We start from the raw sequence: 16,062 nt of genomic DNA, 5'->3' as shown, positions 1-16,062 counted from the left end.
CCCCATGGACGAGACGGCGGTCGCCGACCTCGAGGCCCTCGCCACCGGACTGGCGGACCCCGACGCGGACCTCGACGCCCTGCACGTGCTGGAGGGGCGGGTGCTCGCCGCCCGCGCCGCGGCCCTCGTCCCGGCGCTGGAGGCCCACCTCGCGGCCGCGGTGGAGGCGCGGGGCTGGTACGCGCGCGCCGTACTCGCCGGGATCCTCGTGCACACGGCGGGCCGTGCCTCGCTGCCGGCACTGCTGCGCGCCCACGCCCGGGACCTCGGGGACGACCAGGACTCCCTCACGGCGCAGCTGACCCGCCTCGCCGAGGAGGACCCCGCCTCCGCCCGCGCGCTGCTGCTCCCCTGGACCCTCGATCCGGACCCGGAACTGCGGCGGACGGCGTTCTGGCTGCTCGGCTACGTGCGGCACGCGTCCGACGTCGAACGGCTCGCGCGGGCCGCCGCGGACCCGGACGAGGGCGTCCGCCGCGCGGTGGCGGGGGCGCTGACCGGGCATTGCGGGACCGATCCGCGGGCCGCCGACGTCCTGACCGGGCTGCTCTGCGACGTATCGCCGGGCGTGCGGATCTCTGCGCTGAGCAGCCTCGGTTCCGCACGGTGCCCGCGGACCCTGCCGGCGATCCACGGGCTCGCGGACGACCCCGACGTCAGGGTCCGTTCCTGGGTGCCCGTCGCACTCGCCCGGTTCCCCGCCCGGGACGACGCCGGTTGATCAGCCGGGCCGGAGGGCCGGGGCGGCGCACGGGGGAACACGAACCTGCCGGGCACCGCCGGACCGCGCGCGCCGTGGCCCGCGGAGCACCCGGTGTTACGTTGGTCAGTGCTCCAGGGTTGTGGAAACCGCCCGCGGCACCCCGTCGGGCAGTCGTCCGGAACCGCGCCCGCCCCCGACCGGCGCTCCCCGTCACCTGGCCGGACGCGGCCCGGCGCCCTGCCGGACGGCGCGTGGCGTGGTAGGAATCGGGCAGGGGTCCGGTGGCGAGTGGAGCACGCGTGATCCGGGTATTGGTGGTCGACGACGAGGCCCTGATCCGTACGGGCTTCCAGCGCATCCTCGACGCGGCGGACGACATCGAGGTCGTGGGTGCGGTGCCCGGCGGGCAGGCGATCCGTACGGCGCAGGACGCCCAGCCCGACGTCGTCCTGCTGGACATCAGGATGCCCGACGTGGACGGGCTCACCGTCCTGGCCGGGCTCCGGCGGCTGCCGCAGCCTCCGGTGGTGGCGATGCTGACGACCTTCGACATGGACGAGTACGTGACCACGGCGCTCCGCTCGGGCGCGGCCGGTTTCCTGCTGAAGGACACCGACCCCGAGGAACTGCCCTTCCTGGTGCGAACCCTGGCCGACGGCGGCGCCGTGCTGTCCTCCAAGGTCACCCGGACGGTCGTGGACGGCTACCTGGGCGCGGGCCCGCAGGAGTCGGCGGCCCGCGGCGTGGCCCGGCTGACCGAGCGCGAGCGCGCCGTCCTGCTCCTGGTCGCCGAGGGCCTGTCGAACGCGGACATCGCCGGGCGGATGCACCTGGGGACGGGCACGGTGAAGGACCATGTGAGCGCCATCCTGACCAAGCTGCAGGTGGGCAGCCGGGTGCAGGCCGCGCTGCTCGCGGAGCGCGCGGGGCTGCTCAAGCGGCCGCAGGACGGTGAGGGCGGATGAGGTTCCGGCGTCCGACACCCGTGGTGGTGGACCTCGTCGTCGTCGCGGTCGCGCTGTTCGACATCTGGGTCAACGTCGACCCCGAGGAGCCGGTGCGCCTCGGGTGCGCCCTCGGCGGCGCCGTCGCCCTGATGCTGCGCCGGCGTCTGCCGCTGATCACCTTCGTCCTGGCGTTGCCCGCCGTGCTGGTCTCGGACGCCGCCTTCGCCACGCTGGCCGCGCTCTACACCCTCGCCTCGCTCTCCCAGCGCCGGTGGCTGCTGGCCGGCTGCGCGCTGGCCTTCACGATCGCCGACATGGCGCCGTGGCCCGCGCCGAAGTTCGACCTGTCCGAGCCCTCGACCCTGATCACCCTGAGCTACACCGCCGCGACGGCCGCCGCACCGGTCTTCCTGGGCCAGCTCGTGCAGGCCCGGCGGGACCTGTCGCTGCGGCTCACCGAGATCTCGGAGGCCCGTGACCACGAGCGGCTGCTCACCGCGCAGACCGTACTGGCCAAGGAACGCGCCCAGCTCGCGCGGGAGATGCACGACGTGGTCTCCCACCAGGTCAGCCTGATCGCCGTACGGGCCGGGGCGCTCCAGGTCGGCACGCAGGACGCCGAGGTCAAGGAGGCCGCGGCGACGATCCGGCGGCTGAGCGTGCAGACCCTGGACGAGCTGCGGCACATGGTGAGCGTGCTGCGCGCGGCCGGTGGCCGGCCCACGGAGCTGACCCCGCAGCCCTCCCTCGCGGACCTGGAACGGCTGGTGAGCGGCAGCGGCATCGAGGCCGAGCTGCAGCCGGACCTGCCGGACGGGCTGCCGCCGACGGTGCAGCGCGCGGTGTACCGCACCGTCCAGGAGGCGCTGACCAATGTGCGCAAGCACGCGCCCGGGGCCTCCGCACGAGTCCGGATCCACCGCCAGGGCGGCACCGTCCGGGTCACGGTCACCAACACCGCCCCCACCCGGCCCGCACTCCCCCTGCCCAGCGCCCACTACGGCCTCGTGGGCCTGCGGCAACGCGCCGCGCTGCTCGGCGGCACCGTCACCTCGGGCCCGACGGCCGACGGCGGCTACGAGCTCAGGCTGGAACTGCCCGCCGCGGGCACCTGAAGCGGCGCCGCCCGGCCCCGCTCCGCGGCCGCCGCATGCACCCGGCGTGCCAGGAGCTTGCCGAGCTCCCACAGGAGCAGCAGGACGACGGCGGACAGCAGGGCCCAGCCGAACTGCCGCAGGTTGATCCCGGTGGTGCCCAGGATGCGCCGGAAGCCGTCCATCTGGGTCACCAGGACGGCGAGGACGAACTCGCCCAGGGCCGCCCAGTTCATCTGCTTGCTGTCGAAGGTGGTGGTCGTGAGGACGGAGGCGGTTTCGCTGCGGCACTCGAACGCGGCCACGATCAGGCAGAGCGCGAAGGCGGTGAAGGCCATCGAGTTGCCGACGGCGGCGCTGTGGAAGTGGCTCTCCCCCACCTTGATCAGGGCCAGCAGGATGACGGTGACCGCCAGCCCGCTCAGCCCCACGGTGATCAGCACGGGCCTGGTGAGCACGGACTGCCCGCGGGGCCGGGGCGTGCGGCGCATCAGGCCGGGGCTCTCCTGGTCGAAGCCGAGGGCGAAGCCGAAGGGGGCGTTGACGACGAAGTGCACCCACAGGACCTGGGCAGGGGTGAAGGGTTCACCGGCGGCGATGTTGAGCAGGGTCGCGCCGAGGAAGGTCAGGACGAAGGTGACCAGCAACAGGAGGACGAAGCGGATGTACTTGGTGAGGTTGTCGTAGAGCTTCCGGCCCTCCTCCACCGCGTGGATGATCGTGGCGAAGTTGTCGTCGGACAGGATCATGCGGCCGGCGTTCTTGGCGACGTCGGTGCCGCTGCCCATGGCGATGCCGATGTCCGAGGCCTTGATGGCGGGGGCGTCGTTGACGCCGTCGCCGGTCATCGCCACTACCTCGCCCTTCTTCTTGAGGGTGTCGGCGAGCAGGACCTTGTGCTCGGGGGCGACCCGTCCGACCACGCCGATGTCGTCGATGCGGGCGAGGCGTTCCTCCTCCGGCAGCGCGGCGAAGTCCGCGCCGAGCATCGCCTCGCCGGGGATGCCGAGCTGCCGCGCGATGGCGGCGCCGGTGGTGACGTCGTCGCCGGTGACCATGCGGACCCTGATGTGGGCGGCCTGGGCGTCCGCGACCGCGTCCCGGGACTCCTCGCGGGGCGGGTCGATCATGCCGACGAGGCTGGTCATCCGCAGGTCGGTGACGAGGGCGAGGAGGTCGCCGGCGGGGTCGAAGCCGGCGGGGTCCAGGTCGCGGGTGGCGGCGGCCATGACGCGGCGTCCCTCGCCGCCCATCCGCTCGGTGGCCCCCTGGGCGCGCCGGCTGAGGTCGTCGTCCCAGGGCACGGTCGTACCGGCGGACAGCGCGGTCGTGGCCCGTGCCATCACGGCCGGCGCCGCGCCCTTGACGAAGCACCGTACGACCGGGCGGCCCGAGGCGTCGGTGGCCGAGTGGAAGGTGGCCATCAGCTTGTAGCCGGGGTCGAACGGCAGGGTGGCCAGCCGGGGCAGCCGTTCGCGGGTGGCCTCGATGTCCAGCCCGGCCTTGTGGCCGAGGACGAGCAGCGCGCCCTCGGTGGGGTCGCCCACCACCGTGCCGTCCACCAGCTTGGCGTCGCTGGCCAGCACGTACGGCAGGATCGCGTCCTCGATGCCCGCGGAAGAGCCCGCGGCGTGGTGGATCCTGCCCTCCAGGCCGTAGCCGGTGCCGGAGACGGTGTAGCGGTCGGTGGGGCTGACCACCTCGACGGCGGTCATCTGGTTCATCGTCAGGGTGCCGGTCTTGTCGGAGTTGATGGCGGAGGTGAAGCCGAGGGTCTCGACCGAGGGCAGTTCCTTCACGATCGCGTTGCGCCGGGCGAGGTTGAGGCTGCCGACCGAGAGGATCACCTGGGTCACCGTGGGCAGCGCCTCGGGGATCGCGGCGATGGCCAGGGACACCGCGCTGACGAACAGTGCGTCCCACTCCTGGCCGCGGGCACGGCCGAGGGCGAACATCACGACCATCGTCAGGCCCGCGGCCGCGGCGATCCACAGGGTGAGGTCGTCGAGCTCCTTGGTCAGCGGCGACTGCTCCTTGGCGGTGGCCGACAGCATCCCGGAGATCTTCCCCAGCTCCGTGCCCGAGCCCGTGCCGGTGACGATCAGGACGCCGCTCCCGTGCGTGACGGGGGTGTTCATGAAGGCCATGTTGGTCTGGTCGCCGGGCCCGAGGGGGGTGGCGCCCGCGGGCAGGGCGCCGGTGTCCTTGACGGATGGGACGCTCTCGCCGGTCAGCGCGGACTCGTCGATCTGCAGGGCGTTGGCCCGGACGATCCGCCCGTCGGCCGGCACCTGGTCGCCGGCGGCGATGAGCACGATGTCGCCCGCCACGACTCCCTCGGCCGGGATCTCCGACTCGGTGCCGTCCCGCCGCACCCGCGCGGTCGCCTTCATCATCGACTTCAGGGCGTTCATCGCGCTCTCGGCCTTGCCCTCCTGGCGCAGCCCGACGACCGCGTTGAGCAGGGTCAGCAGGACCAGGAGGATGCCGGTGCTCCACTGGGCGATCAGGAACGAGACGACGGCCGCGGCGACCAGGATGATCTGCATGTAGCTGCGGTACTGGTCGAAGAAGCGCCGCCACGCCGGCGGCGGTTTCTCCTCGGGCAGCGCGTTCGGGCCGTGCGCGGCCAGCAGTTCGGTCACCCGCGCCGCCGGCAGGCCGGCGTCCGGGTCGACCTCGAACGCCATGGCGACGTCCTGCGGGGACCGCGCGTACCAGCCTTCCGGTGACGCGGGCGGTTCCCCCTCCGGGTGGGGCTGCACCGTCATCGTCCTGCCTCCGATCCGGTCGCTGCGTCGGGCCGTCCGGCGGTCCGGCGGTCCGGCGGCCCCGGCCCTAGGGGCGCCGCGCGTCCTTCGTCCGCCGCCGGGCCGCGTACGGGTCGGCCGGCGCCCCTTGCGGGGCCTCGGCCTCCAACTCCCGCCGGGCGGCGAGCAGGTCGCGCCGGGCCTCCTCGCCGACCGTGGGGTACTGGGGGTCGATCTCCATCAGCGTGTGGGCGAGCACCGCCGCGGCGCAGATCCGCGCGAACCACTTCCGGTCCGCCGGGACGACGTACCAGGGGGCGTGCTTGGTGCTCGTCGCCGACAGCATCTCGGAGAAGGCCTTCTGGTACTCGTCCCAGTGGCGGCGCTCCCGCACGTCGGCGGCGGAGAACTTCCAGTTCTTCTCGGGGAGGTCGATCCGCTTCAGGAAGCGGGCGCGCTGCTCCTCCTTAGAGAGGTTGAGGAAGACCTTGAGGACCTTGAAGCCGTTGTCGGTCAGGTAGCGCTCCCAGTTGTTGATCTCCCGGTAGCGCCGCTCCCAGATGCCCGCGCCCTTGGGCTGCTCCGGCAGCTTCTGCCGCTGGAGGACCTCGTGGTGCACCCGGACGACGAGGACCTCCTCGTAGTGCGAGCGGTTGAAGATCGCGATCTCGCCCCGCGCGGGCAGCCGCTGCGCGTAGCGCCACAGGTAGTCGTGGTCGAGCTCCTCCGCGGAGGGCACCTTGAAGCTGCTGACCCGCACGCCCTGCGGGTTCACCCCGCTCATGACGTGACGGATGGTGCCGTCCTTGCCCCCGGCGTCGAGTGCCTGGAGGCAGAGCAGCACCCCGTAGGTGTCCTGGGCGGCCAGCCGCGCCTGGTACTCGGCCAGCAGCGACACGCCCGTGCTCAGCAGTCCGACGCCGTCCCGCTTCTTCAGGCTGCCCTTGTACCGGGGGTCGAAGTCCCTGGCCAGGTCCACGGTGGACCCGGGCTCCACGCGCAGCGGCTCGATGAACGCGGCTATGCGCCTGGCCTGAGTGTCCGCCATCGCCGTCCGGCCTTTCTACGAGCGGGGATACCCGCCACGGTCCGCCGCCCCGGACGGTGCGTCAAACGGACCGGGTCCGTTCGCCTGAACGGGCGGCGCCGGCCGCGGACCGGATCGGCGGCCCGGCCTGCCCGCACCTGCGCCACTCCCGCGGGCTGCAGCCGAACCGGTCGTGGAACCAGCGGGAGAACGCGCTCGGCGACGAGAAGCCCAGCAGACGGGAGACCTCCGTGAGCGACCGGCACGGGCCGGCCGTGAACTGCCGCGCCAGGTCCATGCGGGTGGCGTTGAGCAGCGAGGAGAACGTCTCGCCCGAGCGGGCCAGGTGCCGGTGGAGGGTGCGCCGGTCGACGCCGAGGCTGCGGGCGACCTGCTCGATCGAGCAGCGGCCGGAGGGCAGCAGCACCTCGATCAGTTCCCGCACCCGGTCCACGACGGCGGCGTCCCGGGGACTCGCGAGCACCTGCGGCCGCCCGCCCGCGTACCCGGGCGGGCGGTCCGTGGTGGCGTTGCGGGCGTCGAGGTCGTCGTCCCGCGGGAGGATGCCGTCGAACTCCCGGTCGAACTCCACGACCGGGCCGAACAGCCGCCGGTGGGTCACCGTGTCCGCCGGTGCGGGGTGGGCGAACCGCACCGAGAGCGGCTGCCAGTGGGGGTGCAGCACCTCGCGCAGGGTCCGGTGGTAGGCGGCGACGGCCAGTTCCGTGGCCTGCCGGGCCTCCATCGGCACGCCGAGCCGTACGCCCACCCTGAGGGCGGCGAGTCCGTCCGCCTCAAACAGCCGGGCGTCCAGCACCTCGTTGTACACGCGCTGGTGCCGGATCAGGACGCCGAGCACACCGCGGACGTCGGGCTCCTGACGGACGACCAGGCCGATGGGGCCCAGGTCGCGGAAGCGGCGGAACTCCGCGAGGAGCAGCCCGAAGGCCTCGTGCCCGGAGGCCTCCGCCGAGAGTTCCAGCACCTGGGCCACGGCCGCGCCGGAGATCCACCGCTCCGGGACGGCGAGCGTCGCGACGTCCAGGCCCACGCGCCTCATCAGTGTCCGCGGGTCGATGCCGAGGGAGCGGCTCAGCTCGGCGTATCCGCTGAGCGCGGCAGTACGGACCAGGGGCCGCAACGGCGCACACCCCCTCTCCGTCCGGGAATGACGGGCCCGCCGTCACGCCGGGCCGGGCACGCGGCGGAGTCGGCAACCTGGCACGGCCCCCGGCGCCAGGCCAGCCTTCGCGGACCTCGCCGCCGGCGGGCCGGTCAGCCCGCGGGCGCGGGGAGGGCCTGCTCGGTCCAGATCGTCTTGCCGTCCTCCGCGTACCGCGTGCCCCACAGGTCGGCGAGCTGCGCGACGATGAACAGCCCACGGCCGCCCTCGTCCACGGTGCGCGCGTGCAGCAGGTGCGGGGCGGCGGGGCTGGTGTCCCGGACCTCGCAGGTCAGCATCCGGTCGTTGATGAGGCGCAGCCGCATCGGGGGGCTCCCGTAGCGGATCGCGTTGGTGACCAGTTCGCTGACGATCAGCTCGGCGTTGAAGACGGTGTCCTCGTCCGCTCCCCACTCGGCGAGCCGGTCGCGGACCAGGGCCCGCGCGGTGGCGACCGCCGTGCGGTCGTCCGCGAGCGGCCAGGCGGCGACGCGGTCCTGCGGGAAGGGGCGTGTGCGGGCCAGCAGGAGCATCGGCACACCCTGGTCGACGCCACCGGGAAGCGTGTACATGATCTCGTCGCAGAGGTCCTGGAGCGGACGGTCCGGCCCCGGCCGGCCGCCCTTGAGCGGTGTGGAACCGCCCGCCAGGTGCAGGGACAGCACCGGCGAGCTGGTGAAGGCCAGGACGCTGCCCTCCGGGATGTCGAGCTCGGCGGCGGCGAAAGGCGTCCCCCCTGCGGTGCCCAGCCGCGGCCCGTCCGGGATCTCCGGGATCTGCGCGCTGCCGTCCGGCCGTACGATCACCGGCGCGAGATGACCGGCACGGGCCATCGTGCATCTGCGGGTCAGCGGGTCGTACACGGCGTACATGCAGGCGGCGGTGAGGGCCTCCCGGTGCAGCGGGTCGGCGGACGGCAGCGAGGCGCGCTCGGCCGCCAGGTGCGTCGTGATGTCGTTGAGCCGGGCCAGCAGTTCGTCGGGCCCCAGGTCGAACGCGCTCAGCGAGCGGATGACGGTACGCAACTGGCCCATGCCGGCGGTGGCGTGGATGCCCTGTCCCGCCACGTCCCCGACGACCAGCGCGGTGCGGGCACTGGACAGCGGGATCGTGTCGTACCAGGACCCCGCCGCGCCCTCCCTCGCCGCCGACAAGTAGGCGGTCTCCAGCGCGGTGTGCGAGACGGGGCGACGGGGCAGAAGCTGCCGCCGCACCGTGGCGGCGACGCTGTGCTCCCGGGTGTAGCGGCGGGCGTTGTCGATGCACAGGGCGGTGTGGTCGGCCAGCTGCAGCGCGACCTCCACGTCGTCCTCCGTGAAGGGCTCCAGCCGTTCCGTGCGGTAGAGGCTGATCAGCCCGAGCACCGTCCCGCGCAGTGTCAGCGGCACCGTGAGCAGCGTCTGCATCCCCGAGGCACGGATCGCCTCGGCGCGGGCGGGGTCGGTGGCCAGCCACGGCAGCCCGGAGTGCAGCCGCACCACGCGGGGACGCAGGTCGGACAGCGCCTGGGTGTACGGGGTCGGGTCGGGCAGGCTCCGCACGTCGCCCACCGGGTACGCCTGGGGCTGCCCGAGGCCGGCGCTGCTCCCGAACGCGGCCCGCCGCAGCGGGGTCCCCGGGGGCAGCGGCGACAGCGGCGGGTCGTCGCCGCGGACCACGTCGTCGACGACCTCCACCACGACGACGTCGGCGAAGCCGGGCACCACGGCGTCGACGAGTTCCTCACAGGTCACCACCACGTCCAGGGTGCGGCCCACGCGATCGCGCACCGCGTTGAGGACGCGCAGCCGGGCACGGCCCTTCTCCCGCTCGGTCACGTCGACCACGGCGAGCGCGACGCCCAGGACCGTCCCGTCCGGGTCCTCCAGCCGGAAGACGGAGAGCGAGTAGGAGTGCGCCTCGCCGTCCCCGGTCAGCGGGTACGTCCGCACGAGGTCCTCGATCAACGGGACGCCGGTCTCCAGCACCCGGCGCAGGCGCACCTCCACGTCGTCGGGCGAGACGACGGGATAGGCGTCGCGGAAGTACCGCCCGAGGAGGTCCTCCGAGCGCACCCCGCGCATGGCAGGGGTGCCCATGTTGACGCGGACCACCCGCAGGTCCGGGTCGAGGACGTGCAGGCCGACCGGCGACTGGGTGAACAGGGCGCGCAGGATCGCCGCCTCCGCGTCACCCATGGGAGCGGGCGGGCTGCCGTGCGCCACTGGAACCACCTCCGTCGGCACCCGCCCGGTGGACACGGGACGGGCGCCGCCTACGGCCGTCCTCCCCAGGTTTAGTGCGAACCACCGCAACCGGCGACCCGGGCGGCCCGGATGCCTGACACCGCCAGGACACGCCGCCCCGCCCGCCTCAGGACTCGGACAGCGGTTGCTCCGCCCAGATGGTCTTCCCGCCCGCCGTGTAGCGGCTGCCCCAGCGGCTGGAGAGCTGGGCGACGAGGAACAGCCCGCGGCCGCCCTCGTCGGACAGCCGGGCCCGGCGCAGCCGGGGCTGGGTCTGGCTCGGGTCGGACACCTCGCAGACCAGGGTGTCGTCGCGGATCAGGCGCAGCCCGACGGGGTCGCCGCCGTAGCGGATCGCGTTGGTGACCAGCTCACTGGTGATGAGTTCGGTCGTGAACGCCAGGTGCTTGAGGTCCCACAGCTGCAGCTGGCTCTCCACCGCGGTCCTGGCCCGCGCCACGATCGCGGGATCGGCGGGGAACTCCCAGGTGGCGACGGAGCCGGGCGGCAGGGGGCGCATGCGGGCGACGAGCAGCGTGACGTCGTCCCCGGGCGGTTCGGCGAGGAGTTCGTCGAGGATCGCGCGGCCGGTCTGGGTGGGGGTGCGGGTCCCGCCGGGGTCCGTGGCGAGCACCGAGCACAGACGCCCGAGCCGCTCCTGCGCGGAGCCGTCGGGGTGGGACAGGAGCGGCTCGTTGAAGAACGCGAGCAGACTGCCCGGGGGGACCTCGAAGCCGACCGGCTCGAAGGGCAGGCTGTCCACGCCCAGCGCCGGACCGGGCTTGAGGCCGATCACCTGGGCGGGGGCGCCCGGCGCGGCGTACACCGGCGCGGGATGCCCGGCGCTCGCCATCTCGCAGCGGCCCTCGACGGGGTCGTAGACGCAGTACAGGCAGGTGGCGCCGACCGCGCTGCCGCCCGCCGTGCCGTCCTGGTCCTCGCCGTGCGGCGGGGCGACGTCGCCGAGCCTGACGACGAGGTCGTCCATGTGGGCCAGGAGCTCACCGGGCGGCAGGTCGAGGTCGGCCAGGGTCTGCACCGCCGTGCGGAGCCTGCCCATGGTGGCCGCCGCGTTCAGGCCGTGGCCGGTGACGTCCCCGCTGACCAGCGCCAGCCGGCTGGAGGACAGCGGGATCACGTCGAACCAGGCGCCGCCGACCGCTTCCGTCGTGCCCGCCGGTACGTAGCTGCCGGCGGTCAGCACCCCGGTGGTCTCGGTGATCGACGGCGGGAGCAGGCTGCGCTGGAGCGCCTCGACGGTACGGTGCTCGCGCGTGTAGCGGCGGGCGTTGTCCAGGCCCAGGGAGGCCCGTGAGGCGAGCTCCTCCGCAAGGCCGGCGTCGCCCGGGCCGTACGGCGGGAGGGCGGCGGTCCGCCACATCACCAGGACGCCGAGCACCAGGCCGCGGGCGATCAGCGGCACGCTCAGGAAGGACGCCGCCGTGTCGGGCAGCAGCAGCCGGCTGCGTTCGAGGTCCCCGGCCAGGCCCTCGCGCCAGGAGGTCAGGTCCGACCTGAAGACGGCGGCGCCACCGCGCAGGTGGTCGCTCTCCAGGCTGCGCAGGCGGAAGCCGGCGCCCCGGGGGTGGATCTCGGGGGGCCAGGAGCCGTCGGAGGAGGCCACGGCGACCCTGCGGAAGGGGGCACCGAGCCGGAACTCGCCGGGTTCCTGGCCGATCAGCACGGTGTGGGTGAGGTCCACCGCGGCCAGGTCGGCGAAGCGGTGGGAGACGAGCACGTCCACGAGTTCCTGGGCGACCCTGGCGACGTCCAGGCTGCGGCCGATGCCCTCCGCAACGGCGTGCATCAACTCCATGCGCTGGCGGGCGGCGTGCTCCTGGGTGACGTCGGTGAAGATGACGGCGACCCCGACGGGGCGGTCGTTCGCGCCGTGCAGCCGGAAGGCGGAGAAGGACGCCACCCTTTTGACGTCCGGTGTCCCCTGGCGCCGGGCGCTGTGCACCCAGGCGACCAGCGGCTCCCCGGTCTCGGCCACGTGCCTCAGCTGCTCCCGGAGCGCCGCCGCGTCCTTGGGGAGCAGCACGTCCTCGACGGTCCAGTCCGTCGGATCCACGCGGACGCCTGCTTCCGGCGGGAGGTCGATGCCGGAGACGAGGTTGAACCGGGTGGTCTCCAGCGCCATGTCGTGGATCGCGAGGCCGACGTGCCGCTGCTGGAAGAGGGCCCTGAGCAGCGCCTCGTCCTCCCTGCGGCGTTCGGCCACCGCGCGGGGTGTGACGGTCACGACCATCCCCCCGGTCGGGCCGCCGCCCGCGGCCGTCGGCTGCACCCGCAGCCGCACCGGGACCGTGGTGCCGTCGCTGTGCCGCAGCTCGGCGTCGTCCTCCGCTTCGGCGGCGCCGGCCGCGGGGAGGAGGCGTGCCCACACCTCCGGGGCCGTCAGGAGTTCGGCGACCGGGTGTCCGCACACCGCCCCGGGGGGCCGTCCGGTCAGCTCGTGCACCGATCCGGTGCACATGAGCACGTCGCCGTGCCCGTCGACGACGAACAGGGCGCCGCTGCCGTCATGCGGCGAGCCGAGGTTGTCCAGGTCGGTGTGTGTAGTCACCCGGTCGTCCGATGTCGTGGTTCCCCCTCCCATTCAAACCCCCGGGAGCCCGCACGCGCATCGCCACCGGGCCCGGTCGGGCGCCGTCGCCGCCGGCGGCTCAGGGCGCGGGGCGGCCGGTGACGTCGACCCGGCCGAACGCCGCGCCGGCGCCCCTCAGGGAGAGTTCGCCGGGGGCGAGGCGGTCCACCCCCGGGACGCGGCCGTCCGGGGTGCCGGACAGGAGGGCGGCCAGCTCGACGGTGGTGACGGGGGTCCCGGGCAGCACGCCGGGCGGGGCGGCGGACGCCGTGACCGTCCACAATGCGGGCCCGGCGAACACCGACTCCTCCACGCCGCGCAGCCATCTCACCAGGGCACGGCGCGACGAGGACGCGGCCCGCTGGTGGACGACCACCCCGAGCAGCGGCCCGGCCCACCGCGCGAGCCGCTCCGGGGGCCCGGAAGCGGTCACCTCGGGGCCGAAGGGCCGGCCGACCATGAGCAACGGCGTCCCGTGCTCGATCTTCCGCACCTCCGCGCGGAGATCGCCGTACGGCAGGACGGCCCGGGCGGCGCGGCCGGTGAGCGCGGAGAGCGCCGGCCGCTCCCCCCACGCCGCGTCCAGTTCGCCGAGCCACCGGGCCAGTTCGCCGGCCGTGGTGACCGGCCTGCGTTCGAGGACGGCCGGGTGCAGGAGAAGCCCGGACTGGTGTGCGAGGGTGTCCGGTCGCGTGAGGACGAGCACCCGGCCGTCCGCGGGGCGCGGCCCGGAACCGGCCGGACGCCCGTCGCGTGCCTCCAGGCCGATCAGGACGTCGCCGGAGCGGTGGTACAGGGTGACGGCGAGCGCCTCGGACAGCGGGTGGGCCGGCGCCTCCCGGCGCGGGACCGGTACGGGGAGCAGCGGCGACAGCTGGTGCAGCCATGCGGCGAGCGCGGCCGGATCGGCGACCGGGGCCGTGAGGCGTACCGTGCCCGCGCGCTCGCCCGACGGCACGACGCGCAGGGCGTCCGCGCCGGTGCGGCCCTCGACGCGGAGCTCGACCGAGGTCTCCCCCTGCCGGGCACCCCGGTGCGTGGTGGCGCGCAGCGCGTCGGCGCCCGCGGCGGTGAGGAACCGGGCGAGGGCGCCGGTGTCACCGGCCCGGTGGATCACGCTCCCGTAGTCGGGGAAGGCCGGACCGCTCCACACGTCGTACCCGGCGACCGTGTCCCCGAGCAGCTTGCGCCGCGCACCGTCGAGCCAGTCGGCCAGTTCCCCGGAACCGGCCCGCCACAGCAGTGGATCGTCCACCGCGCCCCCTCCCCCGAGTTTTCCGGCACATTAAGTCCAGGGTGTGCCAGGGCCGTCAACTCCCGGCGGCGGATGACCCGTACTGGGGGGCGCGTGGTCGCACGCCAGGGTGCTCCCTGCGCACTTCTGTGTGCAGAGCGCTTACGGAGGCCTACTGTGCGCACATGTCAGCAACCCCGCTAGAACGCGCCGAGCATTTCGTGTGGCTGACCGCACGCGTGCTCGAGCAGCGCAGGTTCGCGTACCACTTCCGGAACGGCCCGGCGGACGCGGTGGAGACCGCGCTGACCGCCTACCGCAACGGCGACGACGGCTACGGCCACGCCCTCGAGCCCGATCTGCGCGGCACGGTCAGCCAGCCGCTGCACGTGGCCCACGCGCTGCGCGTGCTCGACGAGATCGGCAGGTGCGCCGGCCAGCGCGCCGAGCGGATCTGCCGCTACGTAACGGCCGTGTCGACCCCGGAGGGCGCGCTGCCCGCGCTCCACCCCTCGCTGCGCGGCTTCCCCGTCGCTCCCTGGCTGCCCCTGGTCGACAGCCCGCCGGGCGACCTGCTGGCCACCGGGCCGGTGGTGGGCACGCTGCACCGCAACGAGGTCTGGCACGCCTGGCTGTTCCGCGCCACGGACTTCTGCTGGGAGGCGATCGAGACCCTCGACAAGACCCACCCCGCCGAGGTCGTGGCCGCGATGGCGTTCCTGGACCACGCGCCCGACCGGGCGCGGGCCCGGGCGGCGGCGGCGCGGCTGGGACGGATCGTGCGCGAGCAGCGGCTCGTCGTACTGGACCCCGGGCGGCACCCGGACGCCGCGCCGCCGTCCGGATCCTCGGACGGCGAGCACCGTTTCGCGTACGACTACGCGCGCACGCCGGACTCCCCGGCGCGGGAGTGGTTCACGGACGCGGAGATGGAGCGCGCGCTGGACTTCCTGGCGGCCGGCCAGCAGGACGACGGCGGCTGGCCGGCGCGCCGGGCCGCGTGGGCCCCCGGGACCCTGCTGGAGTGGCGGCCGCTGGTCACCCTCGACGCGCTGCTCACCCTGCGGGCGTACGGACGCCTCGCCTGAGGACGGCTCACCCGGCGGCGTCGCGCAGCAGCAGCGCGGCCAGTGCCAGGGCCGTGCCGTGCGGCGCGGCGAGGTCGAGCCCGGTGAGTTCGCAGATCCGGGCCAGCCGGTTGTCGACGGTGTTGGGGTGCAGCCCCAACTGCCGCGCGGTGCTGCGGCGTTCCTGCCGGCTGCCGAGGTAGGTCCGCAGCGTCTCGACCAGGTCCTGGCGGCCCGCGATCGGGTCGAGCAGGGCCGCTATGCGGTCGCTGCTCTCGTCGCGCCGTGACAGGTGGTACTCCAGCAGCACGTCGTCGAGCCGGTGCAGCCCCGGCGGCAGCCCTCCGGCGCGCGCCACCCTCAGCACCTCCGTCGCCGTGCGGGCGGCACCGGGGATGTCCGCGGGGCCTGCGGCCGTGACGGCGGCCAGCCGCACGTCCGGGGAGCAGGCGCGGCGCAGCGGTGCGAGCAGCGCGTCGTCGCCGCCCGGCAGCACCGGGCGGCCGGGGACCACGGCGTGGCCGCCGGTGTCGTCGAGCAGGGCCGGCACCTCGGTGCCGAAAGCCCGGTCCAGCGCGGCCTGGGCCCGGCGCGACCTGCGGTGCGCGGCCGCCGGGGGGCGGCCGGCGGCGTCCTCGGGCGGGAAGTGGAGGGCGAGCACGAGGGCGCCGCCCGCCAGGCCCAGCCGCCCGGCGGGGAACCGTTCCGGCGGCAGGGAGCCGTCCAGCAGCGCCCGCACCAGGGCGCGGCGCTCCTCACGGCGTTCGGCGGCGAGCGTGCTCTGCTCGTCCAGGTACGTCTCGGAGACGGCGCCGACGATGCCCTCCTGGATGCCGATGAGGACGTCGGCGAGTTCGGCGAGCGCGGCCTCCTCGCCCGGCCGCGCCGCCTCCCGCAGCGCCCGCCACAGCACGGCGGTGCCGCGCAGATGGCCGCGCAGCACCAGGTGCAGGGGCAGCCCCTCCTCGGCCCGCTGGGCGGCGCGTTCCCTGAAGCGGTCGAAGTCGCCCCGCTCCGGCCGCTCGGCGGGAGTGCCGTGGACGACCCGGCGCAGGAAGATCCGCAGGCCGTGGCGCGCGGTGGCGGCGAGCTCCCCGTCCTTGACGTCCGCGGGCAGCTCGGCATAACCGGGGAGGTCGGCGAAGGCGCGCGTCGTCATGGAGCGGGCGATCTCGTTCACCCTGTGCTCGCAGCGCGCCGCGAGGGCGCGGGCCGCGTCGGAGAGGACCGGCAGGGAGTCGACCGCCATCGTCCCACCCTCAC

At 74.5% G+C, this 16,062-nt stretch carries 11 protein-coding genes; 4 read left to right on the top strand and 7 right to left on the bottom strand.

Annotated elements, in window-relative coordinates; all coding sequences use genetic code 11:
* Positions 1-4: 4 nt before the first annotated feature.
* From ACFYYN_RS37560 to ACFYYN_RS37550, 3 genes are all read left to right on the top strand, one after another.
* Complete coding sequence (locus tag ACFYYN_RS37560; RefSeq protein ID WP_500549318.1) at positions 5-721, top strand: HEAT repeat domain-containing protein; 717 nt, start codon at positions 5-7, stop codon at positions 719-721.
* A gap of 281 nt (positions 722-1,002) precedes the next feature.
* Complete coding sequence (locus ACFYYN_RS37555; RefSeq protein ID WP_499514378.1) at positions 1,003-1,668, top strand: response regulator; 666 nt, start codon at positions 1,003-1,005, stop codon at positions 1,666-1,668.
* Positions 1,665-2,765, top strand: a complete 1,101-nt coding sequence (locus ACFYYN_RS37550) for a sensor histidine kinase (protein ID WP_500329068.1) — start codon at positions 1,665-1,667, stop codon at positions 2,763-2,765. The genes ACFYYN_RS37555 and ACFYYN_RS37550 overlap by 4 nt, the downstream gene beginning before the upstream one ends.
* Here the strand turns inward: ACFYYN_RS37550 and ACFYYN_RS37545 are convergent.
* The 6 genes from ACFYYN_RS37545 to ACFYYN_RS37520 all read right to left on the bottom strand — a co-directional run bounded on the left by ACFYYN_RS37545 (position 2,726) and on the right by ACFYYN_RS37520 (position 13,753).
* Positions 2,726-5,515 carry a cation-translocating P-type ATPase gene (locus ACFYYN_RS37545; protein ID WP_500549317.1) on the bottom strand — a complete coding sequence of 930 codons (2,790 nt, stop codon included), beginning with the start codon at positions 5,513-5,515 and terminating at the stop codon, positions 2,726-2,728. The two genes, ACFYYN_RS37550 and ACFYYN_RS37545, sit on opposite strands and share 40 nt — an antisense overlap.
* Before the next feature lie 67 nt (positions 5,516-5,582).
* Entirely contained in the window at positions 5,583-6,542 is a 960-nt protein-coding gene (locus tag ACFYYN_RS37540) for a polyphosphate kinase 2 family protein (protein WP_500549316.1), read from the bottom strand.
* Positions 6,543-6,603: 61 nt separating this feature from the next.
* Positions 6,604-7,662, bottom strand: a complete 1,059-nt coding sequence (locus ACFYYN_RS37535; protein ID WP_500549315.1) for an AraC family transcriptional regulator ligand-binding domain-containing protein — start codon at positions 7,660-7,662, stop codon at positions 6,604-6,606.
* A 134-nt stretch (positions 7,663-7,796) separates the two neighbouring features.
* Positions 7,797-9,887 carry a SpoIIE family protein phosphatase gene (locus ACFYYN_RS37530; RefSeq protein ID WP_500549314.1) on the bottom strand — a complete coding sequence of 697 codons (2,091 nt, stop codon included), beginning with the start codon at positions 9,885-9,887 and terminating at the stop codon, positions 7,797-7,799.
* 148 nt (positions 9,888-10,035) lie between these two features.
* Positions 10,036-12,477: an ATP-binding SpoIIE family protein phosphatase gene (locus tag ACFYYN_RS37525; protein WP_500549313.1), complete on the bottom strand. Its 2,442-nt coding sequence runs from the start codon at positions 12,475-12,477 to the stop codon at positions 10,036-10,038.
* Positions 12,478-12,577: 100 nt separating this feature from the next.
* Entirely contained in the window at positions 12,578-13,753 is a 1,176-nt protein-coding gene (locus ACFYYN_RS37520; protein ID WP_500549312.1) for a hypothetical protein, read from the bottom strand.
* Between the two features lie 164 nt (positions 13,754-13,917).
* Here ACFYYN_RS37520 and ACFYYN_RS37515 point away from each other — a divergent pair, with 164 nt between their 5' ends.
* A complete protein-coding gene (locus tag ACFYYN_RS37515) occupies positions 13,918-14,820 on the top strand; it encodes a hypothetical protein (protein WP_500549311.1) in 903 nt (300 codons plus the stop codon).
* Between the two features lie 7 nt (positions 14,821-14,827).
* On the opposite strand, the gene ACFYYN_RS37510 is transcribed toward ACFYYN_RS37515, so the two are convergent.
* A complete protein-coding gene (locus ACFYYN_RS37510) occupies positions 14,828-16,048 on the bottom strand; it encodes a PucR family transcriptional regulator (RefSeq protein ID WP_500549310.1) in 1,221 nt (406 codons plus the stop codon).
* Positions 16,049-16,062 lie beyond the last annotated feature (14 nt).

The sequence above is a fragment of the Streptomyces sp. NPDC001902 genome (assembly GCF_042891295.1).
Lineage (GTDB): Bacteria > Actinomycetota > Actinomycetes > Streptomycetales > Streptomycetaceae > Actinacidiphila.
This window is presented reverse-complemented; position numbering and strand designations above follow the sequence as displayed.

Coding starts and splice junctions, on each gene's coding strand:
- ACFYYN_RS37560 (WP_500549318.1), top strand. CDS start 5: ATGGACGAGACGGCGGTCGCCGACCTCGAGGCCCTCGCCACCGGACTG.
- ACFYYN_RS37510 (WP_500549310.1), bottom strand. CDS start 16,048: ATGGCGGTCGACTCCCTGCCGGTCCTCTCCGACGCGGCCCGCGCCCTC.
- ACFYYN_RS37545 (WP_500549317.1), bottom strand. CDS start 5,515: ATGACGGTGCAGCCCCACCCGGAGGGGGAACCGCCCGCGTCACCGGAA.
- ACFYYN_RS37515 (WP_500549311.1), top strand. CDS start 13,918: ATGTCAGCAACCCCGCTAGAACGCGCCGAGCATTTCGTGTGGCTGACC.
- ACFYYN_RS37550 (WP_500329068.1), top strand. CDS start 1,665: ATGAGGTTCCGGCGTCCGACACCCGTGGTGGTGGACCTCGTCGTCGTC.
- ACFYYN_RS37540 (WP_500549316.1), bottom strand. CDS start 6,542: ATGGCGGACACTCAGGCCAGGCGCATAGCCGCGTTCATCGAGCCGCTG.